Raw genomic sequence first — 18,637 nt, 5'->3', positions numbered from 1 at the left:
ATATGCCCACGGCGAACACGGCTCCCGGTGTCGGTGGCGGTGACTACCGTGGAACCACGACGCGAGTCATCGTGTCGCCGAATGGCCCCAGCGCCCGGAGGAGTGTCATGTTCGAGAGGTTCACCGACCGTGCCCGTCGTGTGGTTGTGCTCGCCCAAGAAGAGGCGAAGATGCTCAACCACAACTACATCGGCACCGAGCACATCCTGCTCGGGCTGATCCACGAGGGCGAGGGCGTTGCCGCCAAGGCGCTCGAGTCGCTCGACATCTCGCTCGACGCCGTGCGCGAGCAGGTGCAGGACATCATCGGCCAGGGCCAGCAGCAGCCCACCGGCCACATCCCCTTCACGCCGCGCGCGAAGAAGGTGCTCGAGCTGTCCCTGCGCGAGGCGCTGCAGCTCGGCCACAACTACATCGGCACCGAGCACATCCTCCTCGGCCTCATCCGCGAGGGCGAGGGCGTCGCCGCGCAGGTGCTCGTCAAGCTCGGCGCCGACCTCAACAAGGTGCGCCAGCAGGTCATCCAGCTCCTCAGTGGCTACCAGGGCAAGGAGCCCGTCGGCGTCGCGCCCACGGGGCAGGAGCAGAGCGAGGGATCCGCGAAGGGCGGCTCGCAGGTCCTCGACCAGTTCGGCCGCAACCTCACGCAGGCCGCGCGCGACGCCAAGCTCGACCCTGTGATCGGGCGCGAGAAGGAGATCGAGCGGGTCATGCAGATCCTCTCCCGCCGCTCCAAGAACAACCCCGTCCTCATCGGCGAGCCCGGCGTCGGCAAGACCGCCGTCGTCGAGGGCCTCGCGCAGGCGATCGTCAAGGGCGACGTGCCCGAGACGCTCAAGGACAAGCAGGTCTACTCGCTCGACCTCGGCTCGCTCATCGCCGGATCCCGCTACCGCGGCGACTTCGAGGAGCGCCTCAAGAAGGTCACCAAGGAGATCCGCACGCGCGGCGACATCATCGTCTTCATCGACGAGATCCACACCCTCGTCGGCGCGGGCGCCGCCGAGGGCGCGATCGACGCCGCCAGCATCCTCAAGCCGCTCCTCGCGCGCGGCGAGCTGCAGACGATCGGCGCGACGACGCTCGACGAGTACCGCAAGCACTTCGAGAAGGACGCGGCCCTCGAGCGCCGCTTCCAGCCGATCCAGGTCAACGAGCCCTCGCTGCCGCACGCGATCAACATCCTCAAGGGCCTCCGCGACCACTACGAGGCGTTCCACAAGGTGCAGATCACGGACGGCGCGATCGTGTCGGCCGCGAACCTCGCCGACCGCTACATCCAGGATCGCTTCCTGCCCGACAAGGCCATCGACCTGATCGACGAGGCCGGCGCCCGCCTGCGCCTGTCGATCCTCTCGAGCCCGCCCGAGCTGCGCGAGTTCGACGAGAAGATCGCCAAGGTCCGCGAGCAGAAGGAGATCGCCTCCGAGGAGCAGGACTTCGAGAAGGCCGCCGCGCTCCGCGACGAGGAGAAGGCGCTCCTGGGCGAGCGCCTCCGCCTCGAGAAGCAGTGGCGCTCGGGCGAGGTCGAGACGAAGGCCGTCGTCGACGAGGGCCTGATCGCCGAGGTCCTCGCGCAGGCCACCGGCATCCCCGTGTTCAAGCTCACGGAGGAGGAGACGAGCCGCCTCGTCTTCATGGAGAAGGCGCTGCACGAGCGCGTCATCGGTCAGGAGGAGGCCATCGCGGCCCTCTCCAAGACGATCCGTCGCCAGCGCGCCGGCCTGAAGGATCCGAAGCGCCCCTCGGGCTCGTTCATCTTCGCCGGCCCCACCGGCGTCGGAAAGACCGAGCTCGCCAAGGCCCTCGCCGAGTTCCTCTTCGACGACGAGGACGCCCTGATCTCCCTCGACATGTCGGAGTTCGGCGAGAAGCACACCGTCTCGCGCCTATTCGGAGCCCCTCCCGGGTTCGTCGGGTTCGAGGAGGGCGGCCAGCTCACCGAGAAGGTGCGCCGCAAGCCGTTCTCCGTCGTCCTCTTCGACGAAATCGAGAAGGCCCACCCCGACATCTTCAACTCGCTGCTGCAGATCCTCGAGGAGGGTCGCCTGACCGACGGTCAGGGCCGCATCGTCGACTTCAAGAACACGGTCATCATCATGACGACCAACCTCGGATCCTCCGCGATCGCGGGCGGCCCCGTCGGGTTCCAGGTCGAGGGCAACCAGCAGACGACCTACGAGCGCATGAAGGGCAAGGTCGACGAAGAGCTCAAGCGGCACTTCAAGCCCGAGTTCCTCAACCGCGTGGACGACATCATCGTCTTCCCGCAGCTGACCAAGCCCGAGCTGCTGCAGATCGTCGACCTGTTCACGAAGCGCCTCGGCGAGCGCCTGCTCGACCGCGACATGTCGATCGAGCTCACGCAGGCCGCCAAGGAGCGCCTCATCGACATCGGGTTCGACCCGTCGCTCGGTGCCCGCCCGCTCCGCCGCGCCATGCAGCGCGAGATCGAGGATCGCCTCAGCGAGTCGATGCTCTCGGGCCAGCTCGAGTCGGGCCACCACATCAAGGTCGACGTCGAGGACAAGAAGTTCACCTTCCACAACGAGCCCCGCGGCGAGAAGCTCTCCGTCGGCGTGAACACCGGCGGCGACATCCCCGCCACCCCGGAGATCACCGCCTTCGGCGAGTAATCCCCGACCGAAATGCCCCACCGTGCGCGGTGGGGCATTTCGCGTGCCCGGGGCGGGCGCGGAGGTCACGGATTGGTCACGGATCCGCGCCGGGGTGAGACGATCGCCGCTGTCGCGACACTCTCAGGGTGAGACACGAATGCTCACCCGACGACGGGCGGACCCATGACCCACGACACCGGCGACCAGGCGCTCCTCACGCGCGCCGCGCGCGGCGACGATGCGGCCTTCCGCGACCTGTTCCGCGCCTACGCCCGCCCCGTGTACTGGGTGGCGCACGGCCTCCTCGGCGACGCTGCCGACGCCGAGGACGTCGTCCAGGAGACCTTCGTCGTCGCGTGGCGGCGCCTGCGCGAGATCGAGCTGCAGGGCCCGTCGGCCCTGCCGTGGCTCGCGACGATCTGCCGCAAGACGGCCGCGAACCGGATCCGCTCCCGCCGCACCGAGCGCGCCCACCTCGCCGGCGCCGCGGACGACCGCGAGCCTGACACCGTCGACGTCGCCGACCAGGTCATCGCGGCCGACCTCGCCGAGCGGATCGCCCGCGAGGTCGACGGGCTCGGTGAGACCGACCGGCGCATCTTCGCGCTGTGCGTCACGGCGGGCTACGCGTACGCCGCGGCGGCCGCAGAACTGGGGATCACGCAGGGGGCCGTGCGCAACCGGCTCTCGCGGATCCGCACGCGGCTGCGCGCCGCGACGAGAGAGGAATCGTGATGGACGACGTGACCCTGCCGCCGGTATCCGACGAGCGGGTGCGGGCGATGGAGACGGCGACGTTCGACCGGATCCGCACCGCCCGCTCCGCGCGCACGCGCCGGAGGCGATGGGCCGGCGCGGGCATTGCGGCCGCAGCCGTCGTCGTCGCGGCCGTCGCGATCGTGCCGCTCGTGTCCCCGCCTGCGGGCCAGAGCACCGCCGACGAGGCGATCGCGCCCGGGGGAGGGTACGTGGGCGAGGCGGAGATGCTCGGCGACGCGGAGGCCCTCCCGGGCGACGCGGTCACGACGGAGGTCGCCCCCGACGGCGCGGCCGCGGATGCGGCGTCGGAGGAGAGCGCCGCGGCGGCCGAGCGCGAGATCATCCGCACCGCCTCGGCCACCGTCGTCGTGCCGGACGTCGCGCGCTCGGCCGATGACCTCGTCGACCTCGCCGCCGAGTACGACGGGTACGTCGAGTCGCTCGGGGTCTCGAGCGCGGATCCGACCCTGTCGAGCGCGCAGGAGGACGCGCGGACCGGGTGGGCGTCCCTCCGGATCCCCGCGGCCTCGCTCGACGCCGCGCGTGCCGACCTCGCGGAGCTCGGCGAGGTGACGGCGACCTCCGTCTCGCAGGACGACGTCACGGACCAGGCGATTGACCTCGCGGCGCGGATCGAGGCGTCCGAGGCGTCCGTCGGCCGGCTGACTGAGCTGATGGCGCAGGCCGAGAGCGTGTCCGACCTGCTCGACGCCGAGCGCGCGCTGGCGGAGCGGCAGGCCGAGCTCGAGGCCTACCGCGGGCAGCTCGAGCAGCTCGAGGGCCAGGTCGACATGGCGACCCTCTACGTCGACCTCGTGCGGGAGCAGCCGGCGGGATCCGCGGATCCGGGCGGCTTCTCCGACGGCCTCCTCGCGGGCTGGAACGGCTTCGTCGGGTTCCTCAACGGGCTCGTGATCGCCGTCGGATTCCTCGTCCCGTGGCTCGCCGCGGCCGCCGTCGTGGCCGCGGTCGTGTGGGCCGTGGTGCGGATCCGCCGCCGCGCGCGCGGCTGACCGGCCGCGCGTCGCTCCGAGGCGGCGGCCAGGCGGGGGGAATACCCTGACGTCGATGACGAACTTCAGCGTGCGCCCCGCGCGAGCCGCCGACATGGAGGCCGTGCACGGCATGCTGCAGCCGTACGTGATGCGGCGGATCCTCCTCGGCAAGGACCTCGTCGTCCTCTACGAGGCGACGCAGGAGTTCCTCGTCGCCGTCGACGAGCGCGACGAGGTCATCGGCTGCGGCGCGCTGCACGTGATGTGGGAGGACCTCGGCGAGGTGCGCACCCTCCTCGTCGCCGATGACTGGCTGCACCGCGGCGTCGGTCGCGCCATCGTCGAGGCGCTCGAGGCCAACGCGCGCGAGCTCGGGCTGACCCGCCTGTTCTGCCTCACCTTCGAGACGGCATTCTTCGAACGCCGCGGCTTCGCCGAGATCGGCGAGCAGGTCGTCTCGCCCGACGTGTACTCGCAGCTCGTGCGCAGCCCCGACGAGGGCATCGCCGAGTTCCTCGACCTCGCGCACGTCAAGCCCAACACATTGGGCAACACCCGCATGCTCAAGCGCCTCGCGTGACGATCGCGGCTTAGTCTTTCGACGTGAGCGAGAACCCGCGGCCGCGCAGGCCCTCGAGAGCCGTGTACCGGCGCCGACGCCTCGTCGTCGGGGTGCTCGCGCTCGCCCTCCTCGCGGGCATCGTCGTGGGGCTCGTGTTCGGGATCCGCTGGCTCGTCGCCGCGCAGCCGTGGCAGAACCTCCCGTTCCTCTCGTCCGACACGTCCGCCGTCGAGGAGGTGCCGGATCCGGTCCCGACGCTCCTGCCCACGGAGGAAGCCGAGCCGGCCGCGACCCCGTCTGCCGAAAACCAGCCCGAGGCGTGCGCGAACGGCGCGCTGCAGGTGTCCGCGGTCACGGACCAGGACTCCTACGCCGCGGGCGAGAACCCGCAGATCTCCCTCGAGCTGACGAACGTCGGATCCCTCGACTGCGTCCTCAACGTCGGCACGAGCCAGCAGCGCTTCGAGATCGTCAGCGGGTCCGACACCTGGTGGCGCTCGACCGACTGCCAGAGCGGATCCGCGGACCAGTGGGTCACGCTCGCCGCCGGGCAGACCGTCTCGTCCACGTCGCCGATCACGTGGGACCGGACCCGCTCAGCGACCGACACGTGCGACGCGGAGGACCGGCCGGCGGCCGTCGGCGGCGGCGCGACCTACGCGCTGACCGTGCGCCTCGGCGAGGTTATGTCGCAGTCGACGAGCTTCCTCCTGTACTGACCGCGCCCGGCGCCCGGCACCGCGTACCCTGGAGGCATGGCCTCCCCGCGCAAGAAGTCCGTGGCCGCCGACCCGAAGCAGTTCCGCTCCGAGGCGCTCGCGCAGGCGCTCGAGAAGCAGGACATGGCGGCCGTCGCCCTCGCCCTCCGCAACGGCAACACGGTCGTGCCGCTCATCAAGCCCGGCCCCCGCGACAACCCGCTCGACGGCGGCGAGGTCTGGACGTACCGCGACCAGGCCTCGGGCGACGTCGCGCTGCTGCTGTTCAGCGACGCCCGCAACAAGCCAAAGAACCTGCCGCCCGGCGTCGGCGTGTACTCGCCCGCCTGGCTGCGCGCGTTCCTCACCGAGTACCGCGACACGATCACGACCGTCTTCCTCGACATCGCGGGCCCGCACGCCATGCAGGCCTCGCCCGCCGACCTCCTGGCCGCCCTCGAGGCGTGATGGCGGATCCCTGCCCCTGCGGATCCGCGAGCTACGCCGCGTGCTGCGGCCCGCTGCACGCCGGGAAGCGACAGGCGGAGACGCCCGAGGAGCTCATGCGCGCGCGGTACTCCGCCTTCGCCACGGGCGACGTGTTCTTCCTCGCCCGCTCGTGGCACCCGCGCACGCGCCCCGCGGACCTGTCCGCGGATCCGGGCCTGTCGTGGACGGGCCTGACCGTGCACGGATCCGCCGTCGACGGCGAGGCGGGAACGGTCGACTTCACGGCGCGCTACGTCGACGCGGGCGGGCCCGGCGAGCTCCGCGAGCACTCGCGCTTCGCCCGCCGCGGCGGTCGCTGGGTCTACGTCGACGGCGACGTCGGATAACCTCGCGCGGCCTCAGGCCGGCTTGGGCGCCGGGCGCGGCGTGCGGATCCCCGCCCACGACACGAGGCCGCCGGCGGCGAGCAGCGCCGCGACGACGACGGCGGAGCGGTGGAAGCCGTCGAGGTCGAGCGAGCCGCCCACGATCGAGCCGATCGCCGCGACCGCGATGAGCCCGGCGACGCGGGAGATCGCGTTGTTGACGGCGCTCGCGATGCCGCTGCGCTCGGGCGCGATCGCGCCGAGCACGGTCGAGGTCAGCGGGGCGACCGTGAGCGACAGGCCGAGGCCGAACACGAGCATCGACGGCAGGACCTGCCAGGCGTAGTGGAAGTCGGGGGCGACGGTGAGCAGCAGGAGGGATCCGGCCGCCATGAGGAGCGGGCCCGCCGTCATGAACACGCGCGCGCCCCACTTCCCCGCGAGCGCGCCGGCGCGGGAGCTGAGGAGGATCATGAGGATCGTGATGGGCAGGCTCGCGAGTCCCGCCGCGGTCGCCGTGAGCCCCGCGCCCTGCTGCAGGTAGATCGCGACGACGAAGCCGTTCAGCGCGAGGGCGGCGTAGACGAAGACCGTCGCGAGGTTGCCGGCCCAGAAGTTACGGGCGCGGAAGAGGTCGAGCGGCAGGATCGGGTGCCGCGCGGAGCGCTGCCGCAGAAGGAACAGCGCGAACAGCGCCGCCCCGCCCGCGAGCGGCGCGATCGTCGCGGGGCTCGCCCAGCCGAGCCGGGGCTGCTCGATGAGCGCGAAGACGACGCCGCCGAGGCCCGCGACGCACAGGGCCGCGGCGAGGAGGTCGACCCGGGCGCCGGGCGCGCGTTCCGGATCGCGCAGCCCGCGGCACAGCCAGAGGGTCACGGCGACCGGGACGACGTTGAGGAGGAACGCCCACCGCCAGCTGGCGAGGTCGACGAGGGCGCCGCCGATGACGGGCCCCGCCACCATCGCGCCGGTGGTCATCGACGTCCACGTGCCGATCGCGCGCGCCTGCGCGGCGCCGGAGAAGGTCGAGGTGATCAGCGCGAGCGAGCTCGGCACGAGGAAGGCGCCCGCGGCGCCCTGCAGGAGGCGGGCGGCGACGAGGAACGCCGGATCCGGCGCCGCCGCGATCGCGACCGACGCGACGCCGAAGCCCACGAGCCCGACCCGCAGCACGAGGGCGCGCCCGAACGCGTCGCTCACGGACCCGGCGACGAGCATGAGCGCGCCGAGGGTGATGAGGTAGCCGTCGACGACCCACTGCTGCGTCGACAGGCCGCCGCCGAGCTCGCGGTCGATCGCGGGGAGCGCGACGTTGACGATCGTGCCGTCGAGGAACGACACGAACGAGGCGAGGATCGCGATCCAGAGGACGCGGGTCGGGTGGGTCACGACACCCACGCTACGCCGGGGGTCCGACATCGGCGGGCCCGGCGAGCGCGGATGTCGGTGGTCCGATCTAGCCTGGGATCATGGCCACCAAGCGACCCCCGGCACCCGCGTTCGTCTGCTCCGAATGCGGGTGGACGACGCCTAAGTGGGTGGGCCGCTGCGGCGAGTGCCAGCAGTGGGGCACGGTCGTCGAGCAGGGACAGCGCCAGGGCGTGGCCGCGCGCGGGGTGCAGTCGCTCGCGCCGACTGCCGCGGCCCGCCCCATCACGCAGGTCGAGACCAGCGAGGCGCCGCGGCGGCCGAGCGGCGTGGGCGAGTTCGACCGCGTGCTCGGCGGCGGCATCGTGCCGGGCGCCGCCGTGCTCCTGTCGGGCGAGCCCGGCGTGGGCAAGTCGACCCTCCTGCTCGAGGTCGCCGCGCGCTCGGCGCGCGAGGGGCGGCGCGTCCTCTACGTCAGCGCGGAGGAGTCGGTCGCGCAGGTGCGGCTACGCGCCGAGCGCACGGGTGCCCTGCATGACGAGCTGTTCCTCGCGAGCGAGGTCGACCTCGCGACCGTGCTCGGCCACATCGATGCGGTCCAGCCCGAGCTCGTCATCGTCGACTCCGTCCAGACCGTCGCCTCGAGCATGCAGGACGGCGCGGCGGGCATGCCCGGCCAGGTGCGCGAGGTCGCCTCCACGCTCATCCGCGTCGCGAAGGACCGGGGGCTGCCGATCATCCTCGTCGGCCACGTCACGAAGGACGGGCAGGTCGCGGGCCCGCGCGTGCTCGAGCACCTCGTCGACGTCGTGTGCCACTTCGAGGGCGACCGGCAGACGGCGCTGCGGTTCGTGCGGGCGTTAAAGAACCGCTTTGGCCCGACCGACGAGGTCGGCTGCTTCGAGATGGCGGGAGACGGGATCCAGGAGGTGCCGGATCCGTCGGGCCTGTTCCTCTCGCAGGGCGACCCCGAGCCCGGCACCTGCGTCGGCATCGCGCTCGAGGGCAAGCGCGCGCTGCCCGTGGAGGTGCAGGCGCTGACGATCCCGACGGGGGCGCCGAACCCGCGGCGGATCGTGCACGGCGTCGACTCCAGCCGCGTCGCGATGGTGCTCGCGGTGCTCGAGCGGCGCGCGGGCATCAAGACGAGCGACATGGACGTGTACGTCTCGACCGTCGGCGGGGTCACCTTCACCGAGCCGGCCGCCGACCTGGCGATCGCGATCGCCGTCGCGGGGTCGCTGCGCCAGTGGGCCGTCCCGCGCGACATCGCGGCCGCGGGCGAGCTGTCGCTCGCGGGCGAGGTGCGGCCCGTCACGCAGGCGAGCCAGCGCCGCGCCGAGGCCACCCGCCTCGGCTACGCGCGGGTGATCGACGACCGCTCGGGCAAGCTGCGCGCGGCGCTGGAAGACGTGCGTGCCCACCGCGCGCCGGCGCTGGAGGACGTGCCGGCGTTCTGAGCGGGCCGCGGCGCCGGGCCGGGCGCTACCCGCGGATCCGGTCCGCCGTGCTGCGGAGCGTCTCGGCCGAGGCGCGGAAGAGGTCGAGCTCGCCCTGCGACATCTCGGTCTCGGCGATCGGCGTTGCCCCGCCGCGGCCCACGACGCACGGCACGGACATCGCCACACCGTCGATGCCCTGCACGGATCCGAGCACGGTCGACACGGGCAGGATCGCGTTCTCGTCGCGGAGGACCGCCTCGGCGATCCGCGTCGCCGAGAGCCCGATCGCGTAGTTCGTGGCGCCCTTGCCCTCGATGATCCGGTAGGCCGCCGTGCGCACCTCGTGCGCGAGGCCGTCGAGCTCCTCGGCGGAGAACACGCGCCTGCCGTCGCGGGTCCACTCCAACAGCGGAACGGGCCCGATGCGGGCGGTGGACCAGAGCGGGAACTCCGTGTCGCCGTGCTCGCCCGCGATGTAGGCGTGCACGGAGGTCGTCGCGACCCCCGCGCGCTCCGCGAGCAGCCACCGCAGGCGGGACGTGTCGAGCACGCACCCGGACGCGAACATGCGGGCCGGGTCCGCCCCGGTTTGCTCGACCGCGAGCATGGTCAGCACGTCGCACGGGTTCGTCACGATGATGACGATCGCCTCGGGGGAGGCCTCGACGAGCTCGGGGATCATCGTCTGGAAGATCCGCGCGTTCGTCTCGATGAGCTCGAGGCGCGTCTGGCCGGGCTTCTGCGCGGCGCCGGCGGTGACGATGATGACGTGCGAGCCGGCCGTGTCGGCGATGTCGCTCGTGCCGATCACCGCGCTCGACCCCGTGAACATCGCGCCGTGCGCGAGGTCGAGGGCCTCCGCGGTCACGCGCGCCGCGTTGATGTCGTACAGCACGACGTTGCGCGCGGCGCCGCGGATGAGGGTGGCGTACGCGGTCGCGGACCCCACCGCCCCCGCGCCGACGATAGTCACTTTCGCGTTCGCGATGGCGGTCATGCGCTCATCCTGACAGCGCCCGGCGCCCCGCGAAAGGCGGCGCGCGTCAGCGGAGCACGCGGATCCGCTCGCTGCGCACCTCGGCCCGGGTCACCTCGAGCACGGGCGCGTCCGCGCGCGGGCGGACCCGCGGATCCACGTGCACGCGGGTCGAGGGATCCCACGCGAACGCGCGCGCCTCGAGGCCGTGCCGCGCGATCGCCGCGCGGTGCGGGGCGAGGTCGACCTCGAGCGGCCGGCCCGACCAGAACTGGTCGGCGAGGAGGGCGCCGCCGGCCGTCAGGCGGATCGCATCGCCCGTCCACTCGAGCCGGAGGATCGCGCGGTCCGCGCCGTCGAACACGTCGTCGGGGATCTCCAGGCGCGCGGGGGCGAGCGCCGCAAAGTCGTCGTCGGTCGGCGCGGACAGCCGCCCGGCGCTGCCGCCCGCGCGCACCGGCGCGGTGACGGGGGAGAGGCGCGGTGCCGCGATCGGCGTCACCGCGCGCGGATCCGCCGCGATGGCGTGCCGGGCGAGGACGGAAGAGCCGCCCGGCTCCGCGGGCAGGTCGCCGAGCGGCGGCCACGCGAGGAGGGTCGCGTCGGCCGCGGGGGCGACGACGTGCAGCCCGCCGTCGAACCACGCGGATCCCTCCCACACGATCGCGGTGTCGCGGCCGGCGACCTCGCCGCGCCAGAGCGCGGCGGCGCTCGCCGGGTCGAGCACGACGAACGTCGTCTCGCCGATCCTCACCTCGCACCCCGGGCCGGGTTCCGCGTCCGGCGAGAGCGCGACCGCGCCGTCCGCGCCCCGGTCGCGGACGGCCGCGCCGAGGACGCGCCGGGCGTCGGCCGCGTCGACGTGGAGCTCGACGGGCACGCCTGCCGTGGCGCCGAGGAAGACGACGGGGCCGTCCGGCCCCGCCACCTCCGTGAGCGCCTGCGCCGTTGCCGACAGGCGGATCCCGCCGACGACGCGCCGCACGGGCCACCACGCCGTCGCGCCCGCGGGCAGGTCGACGGGCCGGGAGGGGAGTGTCACGGCGCCGGCGGCGAGCTCGACGCGCACCTGCGCGCCCGGCACCCCCGGGAGCGGCTCGGCGGCCGGCTGGTGGTTCCCGAGGAACAGCCAGCCGCCGCGGTCGTCGCCGCGGAGCGAGGCGCGGAGGCGCGGGTCCGCGGGGATCACCGCCGGCAGCGGCGCGAGGTCGGCGCCATACTGCGCGAGGGCGAGGTGCTGCGCGCGCAGGGCATGGAAGTGCGGCCGGAGCTGGCCCTCGGACCCGATGGGCGCGAAGAAGTCGTAGTCGGTCACGGGCACGTCGTTGGGGTAGCCGGTCGCCTGCGACTCCTGCGTCGTGGTGCGCCCGATCGGGTGCCGGCCGCCGTGGAACATGTAGAAGCCCTGCCAGGCGGATCCGCTCCCCAGCTTCGCGACCGCGAGCGCCGCGACGTCCTCCGGATCCACGAGGGGGCGCCGGTGGTAGGCGACGGTCATGCCGCCGCCCAGCTCGCACGTCGCGAAGGGCCAGGGATCCGGCTCGGGCCCGGCGGCGGAATCCCGCGCCGTCGCGGCGCCGAGCCCCGCGCGCACGTCGGCGCCGACCGTGAGGTCGTCGCGCATCGCGCTGAAGGCGAAGTGCGTGCGGCCGAAGGCGGGCCAGCCCGTCTCCGCCTCCTCCCAGAACCCGTCGGAGTAGCCGGCGTACACCGGCAGCACGGCGCGCGCCGGCAGCTGCGCCCCGCCCCACCCGGTCGCCGTCCAGAGCGGGGCGCCGATGCCCGCCTCCTCCGCCATCCGGCGGAGCGTCGCGAGGTGGCCCGGCTGGTCGTAGAGCTCGTTGTCGACCTGCACGCCGACGATCGGGTCGCCCCACGCCAGGCCCCGGAGCTCGCCCGCGAGCGCCGCGAACCAGCCGCGCACGAGCTCGAGGTAGGCGGGGTCGTCCGTGCGGTGGGCGATCGGTAGCGCCTGCACCCAGTCCGGGAAGCCGCCGTTGCGCGTCTCGCCGTGCGCCCACGGGCCGACGCGGAGGACGACGTCGAGGCCCACCTCGCGGGCCGTGTCGACGAAGCGCCGGAGGTCCCGCGGCCCGTCGAAGCGCACCTCGCCGCGCACCTCCTCGTGGAGGATCCACAGCGCGTAGGTCGCGACGACGCTCACGCCGCCCGCGCGCATCTTCGCGAGCTCCGCGCGCCAATTCTCGGGCCGGTCGCGGCTGAAGTGGTACTCGCCCATGACGGGGAACCACGGCCGCCCGTCGCGCTCGAGGTGCGTCTGCCGGACGGCGATCCCGCCCCCGCCCATGTCGAGCGGGGCGGGCGCGGCGTCGGCGGCGCGGGGCGGGCGAATGCACAGGGGAGCGGATCCACTCATCCCGCCGACGCTACGGGGCGCAGGGCGCGTCTGCGCGAGAGATCCGCGGATCGTCCAGGCCGCGCGGCGTTCCGGCCAGGTCACCCCTTGCGCTCGGCGCGGTACGCGCTCGGGCTTACCCCGTGCACGCGCGCGAACTGCCGCGAGAAGTAGAACGGGTCGTCGCGGCCCACCCGCCGCGCGACCTCGGCCACGGGCAGGTCGGTCGTGTCGAGCAGGGTCCGCGCGTGCGCCATCTTGAGTGCGTTGTGGTGGGCGGTGATGCCGCCGCCCGTCGCCTCCCGGAACTGGGCGGACAGGTGCGAGGGTGAGACGCCGACGAGGCTCGCGAGCTCGGCGACGCGCACGGATCCGTCCACCCGCTCCTCGAGGTAGCGCAGCGCCCGCTCCACGGGCGTCCCCTCGCGGGGGAGGGCGCCGTCGGCCGCGAGGAGCGCGAACAGGTGCCAGGCGGCGCCGGCGGCGGCCGCGAGGTGCGGCGCCGTCACGCCGGCCTGCAGGGCGCCAACGGCCTCGTCGATGAGCGCGGTGGCGCGCTCGGCCCGGGAGAGCGGGAGCACCCGGCGGCCGGGCCGCGTGCCCGTCGCCTCGGTGAGCTCCGCGAGGTCCGACCCGCGCGCGTGGCACCACCAGATCGTCCAGGGGTCGGTCTCGTCCGCCCCGTAGGCGTGCGGCACGCCGCCCGGCAGGACGACGGCGGATCCGCGCCCCACCCGCGTGCGTAGGCCCGCGTCCTCGACCCACCCCGAGCCCGCGGCGCACACGATGACGATGGCCTCGTCCGCCCCGCGCGGCCGCCGCCTGACGTGGCCCGCGGCCCGCGGGAACACCCCGGCGTCGGTCACGACGAGGCGCCGCGTGACGGGGCGCTCCAGCGCCGCCGCCACGAGCGGCCGGGGCAGCACGCAGAGCCTCTGCCGGTGGAACCCCTCGACGCGTGTCATGCGCTCATCGTCGCATACGGATCCGTCGAATCGTCCAGGCGCCCGCACGCTTCGCCCATGGATCCGCCTCGCGCCGGCCCGTAGCGTCACCCCCGTGAGCACGACGACACCGCCCCCGAGCGCCATCCACCTCCCCGCGGCACCCGCCGACCAGGCCGCGATCCTGTCCGCCGGCGGCGTCGCCTGCTGGTCCGAGCCGGTCGAGATCGACACGTACGAGCCGGGGGAGCCGGATCCGTACCCGCTGTTCCTGGACCGCCGCGTGTATCAGGGCTCGAGCGGCCGCGTATACCCGCTCCCGATGATCGACTCCGTGGCGCACGAGAAGCGCCCGCGCGCGTGGGAGGCGATCCACCTCGAGAACGCCTACGTGCGCCTCATGCTCCTGCCCGAGATCGGCGGGCGTATCCACATCGGCTACGACAAGGTCGCCGGCTACGACTTCCTGTATCGCAACAACGTCATCAAGCCGGCCCTCGTCGGCCTCGCGGGCCCGTGGATCTCGGGCGGCATCGAGTTCAACTGGCCGCAGCACCACCGGCCCGGCACCTTCCTCCCCGTCCAGACGCGCATCGAGCGCGAGCCCGGCGGTTCCGTCGTTGTGTGGCACAGCGACCTGGATCCGCTCCAGCGCCTGCACGGGACGCACGGGGTGCGGCTTGAGCCCGGGTCGTCCGCCGTCGAGGTCGAGGCGATCCTGCACAACCGCACCTCCCAGCCGCAGACCTTCCTGTGGTGGGCGAACGTCGCGGCCCGTTCGCACGAGAACTACCAGTCGTTCTTCCCCGACGACGTCGCCTTCGTCGCGGACCACGCGCGCCGGGCGATCACGGCCTTCCCCCGCGCCGACCGCCCGTACTACGGCGTCGACTATCCAGCCCTCGCCGCCGAGCGCCCGGGCGCCGACCGCATCGACATCTACCGCAACATCCCGGTGCCCACGTCGTACATGATCACGGACACCGACGGCGGCTTCTTCGGCGGCTACGACCACGACCGCGACGCCGGATTCGTGCACGTCGCCGACCCCGCCATCTCGCCGGGCAAGAAGCAGTGGACGTGGGGCGACGGCGAGATCGGGCGGGCGTGGGACGCGCAGCTGACCGACACCGACGGCCCGTACGTCGAGCTCATGGCGGGCGTGTACACGGACAACCAGCCGGACTTCGCCTGGCTGCTGCCGGGCGAGACGAAGCGGTTCACGCAGGCCTGGATGCCGCTGCACGGCACCGGGCCCGCGCGCGAGGCGACGCGCGACCTCGCGATCGCCGTCGCGGCCGAGGGAGGCGGCACGGGGATCCGGATCCTCGCCGCGCGCCGGTTCGAGGGCGCCGCGATCGAGGCGCTCCGGGCGGGTGAGGTCATCGCCTCGTGGCGCGCGGACCTCTCGCCCGAGCGGGCGTTCGCGGGGGCCGTCGACGGCGGCGAGGAGGCGCTCGAGGTGCGGGTGTCCCACGGCGGGCGGGTGCTCGCGCGCTGGGCCGAGCGGCGCGCGGAGCCGGCCGAGCCCTGGGTCGCGACGGCGCCGCCGGATCCGGGCGAGATCGCCGGGGGCGACGAGCTCGTCGTTACGGCGACGCACCTCGAGCAGTACCGGCACCCGAGCCGCTCGCCCGAGCGGTACCTCGAGGAGGCGCTCGCGCGGGATCCGGGGGACCAGCGCGCGGCCACGGCGCTCGCGTGGCGGCGGCTCGCCCGGGGCGAGGACGACGCGGCCCGGGCGCTCGTCGACGCGGCGCTCGCGCGGCAGACGCGTCGCAACCTGAACCCACGCGACGGGGAGGCGTCCTACCTCTCGGGCGTGATCGCCGAGCGCCAGGGCGACGCCCTACGCGCCGACCGCGCGTACGCGAAGGCCGCCTGGAACGCGGCGTGGGCGGGCCCGGCCTCGCTCGCGCGCGCCCGCATCGCGCTGCGGGGCGGCCGGGCCGACGACGCATCTCGCCTCGCCGAGGCCGCGGGCGCGATCCCCGAGGCGGCGCGGATCCTGTTGCTCGCCCGCGGCGCGGGGCCGGAAGAGGTCGCGGAGGCGCACCGCGCGGATCCGCTCGATCCCGCGCTCGCCGCGTGGGCGGGGGCGCCGTGGCCCGACGCCCGCACGCCGCTCGACGTGGGCGCCGACTTCGCCCGCGCCGGCGCCGTGAGCGTCGCCCTCGCCGTGACGGACGAGGCGGCCGCGGCCGTGCCGTCGGCGGGCCAGGCCGGCCCGATCCGCCTCTACCTGCGCGCGCTCTGGCGCGAGCGGGCGGGCGACGCCGCGGGCGCGGCCGCGGAGCGCCGGGCCGCCCGGGCGGCCGACGGCGCGCTGGCGTTCCCGGCCGGGCTCGACCAGCACGACGCGCTCGTCGCCGCCCTCGCCGCGGACCCCGACGACGCCGTCGCCGGGGCGCTCTACGGCATGTGGCTGCTGGACGCCGGGCGGATCCGCGACGCGGCCCGGGCGCTCGAGCGCGCGTGCGCGCGCGCGGCGGATCCGATCGCCTGGCGCAATCTCGCCGTGGCGCGGGGGCTGTCGGGGGAGTCGGCGTCCGCCGACGCCGCGTTCGCGCGGGCGCTCGCGGCCCGGCCCGACGCGCGCCTCGTGTTCGAGCGTGACGTGCTCGCCGCGGCCGAGGGGGCGGACCCCGCCCTCCGCCTCGCGCGGCTGGAGGAGTTCTCCGCCGCTCTCGGCGCACGGGACGACCTCGCGCTGCGCCACGTCGAGCTCCTCCTCGCGGCCGGCCGCCTCGACGAGGCGGAGGAGATCCTCGCCTCCCGCCGGTTCCGCCCCTTCGAGGGCGGCGAGGGGCGCGCGATCGCGGCCTTCGACCGGGCCCAGTGCGACCGGGCGGCGATAACGGCGGATCCGTCCGCGGCCGCGCGACTCCTCGCGGGCGGGCTCGTCCCGCCGGCCTCGCTCGGCGAGGGCCGGCACCCGGCGGCGCGCCCCGTCGAGCGCCTCGTGCGGCTGGGCGACGCGCTCGCCGCGGCGGGAGACCCGGGCGCGGCGGACGCCTGGCGGCGCGCCGTGGGGCCGGATCCGCTCGCCGTCTTCGAGCGCACCGCGGGCGAGCACACGTTCTGGGAGGGGATCGCGCACCTCCGCCTCGGCGACCCCGACGCCGCGGCCGCCGCCTGGGGGCGCCTCACCCAGCGCGCCGAGGACCTGCGGCGCGCGGGCGACGAGGTCTCCTACTTCGAGACCTCGCACCCCGAGCTCGCGCCGTTCCCCTCCGACACGGCGCCCGCCCGGGCCCGGGAGGCGGACGCCCTCGACGCGCTCGCCGCGCGCGGCCGGGCGGCGCGCTGAGGACCCGGGCGCGTCCGGTTGACGCGGGCCGCGCGGGCGGTCAGGCTGGCGCCACGCAACGATCGGGGAGGCGCACGATGACATCGACCAGAGCAGGAGACGCGTGGCGGCCGTGGGTCGTCCTCGTCAGCTCGATCCTCGCGATCGCCGCGGCGTTCGTCGGATCCGGCGTGACCGTCGGCACGCCGATCCAGGACGCGGCGGGCGGGTTCCTCGACTCGGACTCGACGCTGCTCGCCCCCGGCACGGGCGCGTTCCGGATCTGGAGCGTGATCTACACCGGCATGCTCGCGTACGCGGTCTGGCAGGCGCTCCCCGCGCAGCGGACGGATCCGCGCCACCGCGCCCTCGGCTGGTGGGTCACCGCCTCCCTCGTCCTGAACGCCGTGTGGATCCTCGTCGTCCAGGCCGGCCTGCTCGCCCTCAGCCTCGTCGTCATCGCGGCGCTCGTCGCCGTGCTCGGCCGCTCGTTCCAGATCCTCCGCCGGTCCGCCCCGCGCGGTCTCGTCGACACGATCGTCACCGACGGCGCGATCGGGCTCTACCTCGGCTGGGTCATGATCGCGACGGTCGCGAACGCCACCGCCGTCCTCGTCGCGGCGGGCTTTGCGGGCTTCGGCCTCGCCCCGGAGGTGTGGGCCGTCGCGGTCCTCGCGGTGGCCGCGGCGCTCGGCGTACTGTTGGCGGTCCGCGGCCAGGGCCGGCTCGCCCCGGCGATCTCGCTCAGCTGGGGAATCGTGTGGATCGCCGTCGCGCGCCTCACGGACGAGCCGGCCTCGGACGTGACGGGCGTCGCGGCGATTGTGGCGTCCGCCGTGGTGGTGGGGATGACGCTCGCGGCGCGCGGCGTCGCGGTGGCGCGGGCCGCGCGGGCCTAGGAGCCGGACGCCCCCGCGGCGAAGGCCTGCGTGCCGAGCACGCCGACGAGGCGCAGGCGCTCGGCGGCCTCCGTGCCCGAGGGCGTGAGGATGAGGAGCGCCTGCGCGCGGTCCTCGGTCGCGAGCACCTGGCAGTCGACCTCGATCGCTCCCGCCTCGGGGTGCAGGAGCACCTTGTGTTCGGCGAAGCGGCGCCCCACCTCCTGGCGCGCCCACAGGGCGCGGAACTCCGCGGACGTCTTCTCGAGCTCCGCGACGAGCTCCGCGGCCCGCCCCCGCGCGCCGAGCATGCCGAGGGCCTGGCGCAGCGCCGCGACCTGCGCGCGGCTCTGGCGCGCGTGGTCGCTCTCGGGGTAGTGCGCGCGGGCGGATCCGGGGTGCGCGAACCACCGGTACGGCTCGTAGCGATCCCACCCCGCGTCCGCCGACCGGTCCCCGAGGAGCGCGGCGGCGAGCCGGTTCTGCGCGAGCGTCTCGCCGAGCGCCGAGATCACGAGCGCGGGGGTGTCGTCGAGTCGGTCGAGAACCCTGAGGAGCGCGGGGGAGACGTGCCCGGGGCCGGAGATTCGGTCGGGCGCCGCCTGCCCCGCCGTGCGGAAGAGGTAGTCGCGCGCGTCGTCGTCGAGGCGTAGGGCCCGCGCCAGCGCCGCGAGCATCTGCGGGCTCGGCTGCGGCCCGCGCTGCTGCTCGAGCCGCGTGTAGTAATCGGTCGACATCGCCGCGAGCTGCGCAACCTCCTCGCGCCGCAGGCCCGCCGTGCGGCGCCGGGCGCCGGCGGGCAGCCCGACGTCCGCGGGCGTCAGCGCGCCGCGACGGGCGCGGAGGAATTCGGCGAGGGCGGGGCGGTCCATGCCGTCGATTCTCCCGCGAACGCGGCGCGCGAGCCAGGGATCGCGGATCCCCCGATCACCCGGTC

At 74.5% G+C, this 18,637-nt stretch carries 15 protein-coding genes; 10 read left to right on the top strand and 5 right to left on the bottom strand.

The genetic code is table 11. The features are described 5' to 3' along the window. Positions 1–107 precede the first annotated feature (107 nt). From G8E01_RS00435 to G8E01_RS00405, 7 genes are all read left to right on the top strand, one after another. Positions 108–2,636, top strand: coding sequence for an ATP-dependent Clp protease ATP-binding subunit (locus G8E01_RS00435; protein ID WP_166314330.1), 2,529 nt, complete (start codon positions 108–110; stop codon positions 2,634–2,636). 165 nt (positions 2,637–2,801) lie between these two features. Next, entirely contained in the window at positions 2,802–3,353 is a 552-nt protein-coding gene (locus tag G8E01_RS00430; protein WP_166314326.1) for an RNA polymerase sigma factor, read from the top strand. Then, the gene (locus G8E01_RS00425; protein ID WP_166314323.1) at positions 3,353–4,390 is read left to right on the top strand and encodes a DUF4349 domain-containing protein; all 1,038 of its coding nucleotides are present in this window, start codon (positions 3,353–3,355) and stop codon (positions 4,388–4,390) included. Before G8E01_RS00430 ends, G8E01_RS00425 begins: the two co-directional genes overlap by 1 nt. A 55-nt stretch (positions 4,391–4,445) precedes the next feature. Then, the gene (locus G8E01_RS00420) at positions 4,446–4,952 is read left to right on the top strand and encodes an amino-acid N-acetyltransferase (RefSeq protein ID WP_166314320.1); all 507 of its coding nucleotides are present in this window, start codon (positions 4,446–4,448) and stop codon (positions 4,950–4,952) included. Between the two features lie 23 nt (positions 4,953–4,975). Beyond that, a complete protein-coding gene (locus G8E01_RS00415) occupies positions 4,976–5,653 on the top strand; it encodes a hypothetical protein (RefSeq protein WP_166314317.1) in 678 nt (225 codons plus the stop codon). Between the two features lie 36 nt (positions 5,654–5,689). After that, positions 5,690–6,100, top strand: a complete 411-nt coding sequence (locus G8E01_RS00410) for a dehydrogenase (RefSeq protein WP_166314314.1) — start codon at positions 5,690–5,692, stop codon at positions 6,098–6,100. Then, positions 6,100–6,468, top strand: a complete 369-nt coding sequence (locus G8E01_RS00405) for a YchJ family protein (protein ID WP_166314311.1) — start codon at positions 6,100–6,102, stop codon at positions 6,466–6,468. Before G8E01_RS00410 ends, G8E01_RS00405 begins: the two co-directional genes overlap by 1 nt. A gap of 12 nt (positions 6,469–6,480) precedes the next feature. Here G8E01_RS00405 and G8E01_RS00400 read toward each other — a convergent pair whose 3' ends face one another. Then, on the bottom strand, positions 6,481–7,866 hold the full coding sequence (locus tag G8E01_RS00400; RefSeq protein WP_166314309.1) for an MFS transporter: 1,386 nt from the start codon (positions 7,864–7,866) through the stop codon (positions 6,481–6,483). 50 nt (positions 7,867–7,916) lie between these two features. Here G8E01_RS00400 and radA point away from each other — a divergent pair, with 50 nt between their 5' ends. Continuing rightward, entirely contained in the window at positions 7,917–9,275 is a 1,359-nt protein-coding gene (radA, locus tag G8E01_RS00395; RefSeq protein WP_166314306.1) for a DNA repair protein RadA, read from the top strand. A 25-nt stretch (positions 9,276–9,300) separates the two neighbouring features. Here the strand turns inward: radA and G8E01_RS00390 are convergent, their stop codons facing one another. From G8E01_RS00390 to G8E01_RS00380, 3 genes are all read right to left on the bottom strand, one after another. After that, entirely contained in the window at positions 9,301–10,254 is a 954-nt protein-coding gene (locus tag G8E01_RS00390) for an L-lactate dehydrogenase (protein ID WP_166314303.1), read from the bottom strand. Positions 10,255–10,300: 46 nt separating this feature from the next. Further along, positions 10,301–12,610 carry a beta-galactosidase gene (locus tag G8E01_RS00385; RefSeq protein WP_166314300.1) on the bottom strand — a complete coding sequence of 770 codons (2,310 nt, stop codon included), beginning with the start codon at positions 12,608–12,610 and terminating at the stop codon, positions 10,301–10,303. A gap of 80 nt (positions 12,611–12,690) precedes the next feature. Beyond that, entirely contained in the window at positions 12,691–13,554 is an 864-nt protein-coding gene (locus G8E01_RS00380; RefSeq protein WP_166314297.1) for an AraC family transcriptional regulator, read from the bottom strand. Positions 13,555–13,648: 94 nt separating this feature from the next. On the opposite strand from G8E01_RS00380, the gene G8E01_RS00375 reads away from it, so the two are divergent. Together G8E01_RS00375 and G8E01_RS00370 are read left to right on the top strand one after the other, a co-directional pair. Then, a complete protein-coding gene (locus G8E01_RS00375; protein ID WP_166314294.1) occupies positions 13,649–16,843 on the top strand; it encodes a DUF5107 domain-containing protein in 3,195 nt (1,064 codons plus the stop codon). A gap of 77 nt (positions 16,844–16,920) precedes the next feature. After that, positions 16,921–17,721, top strand: a complete 801-nt coding sequence (locus tag G8E01_RS00370; protein ID WP_166314291.1) for a TspO/MBR family protein — start codon at positions 16,921–16,923, stop codon at positions 17,719–17,721. Here G8E01_RS00370 and G8E01_RS00365 read toward each other — a convergent pair. Next, positions 17,718–18,572: a helix-turn-helix transcriptional regulator gene (locus G8E01_RS00365; RefSeq protein ID WP_166314288.1), complete on the bottom strand. Its 855-nt coding sequence runs from the start codon at positions 18,570–18,572 to the stop codon at positions 17,718–17,720. The two genes, G8E01_RS00370 and G8E01_RS00365, sit on opposite strands and share 4 nt — an antisense overlap. Between the last annotated feature and the right edge of the window lie 65 nt (positions 18,573–18,637).

It is taken from the genome of Microbacterium excoecariae (assembly GCF_011326725.1).
Classification (GTDB): domain Bacteria; phylum Actinomycetota; class Actinomycetes; order Actinomycetales; family Microbacteriaceae; genus Microbacterium; species Microbacterium excoecariae.
The sequence above is the reverse complement of the archived record's forward strand: the minus strand, read 5'-3'. Positions and strand labels throughout refer to the sequence as shown.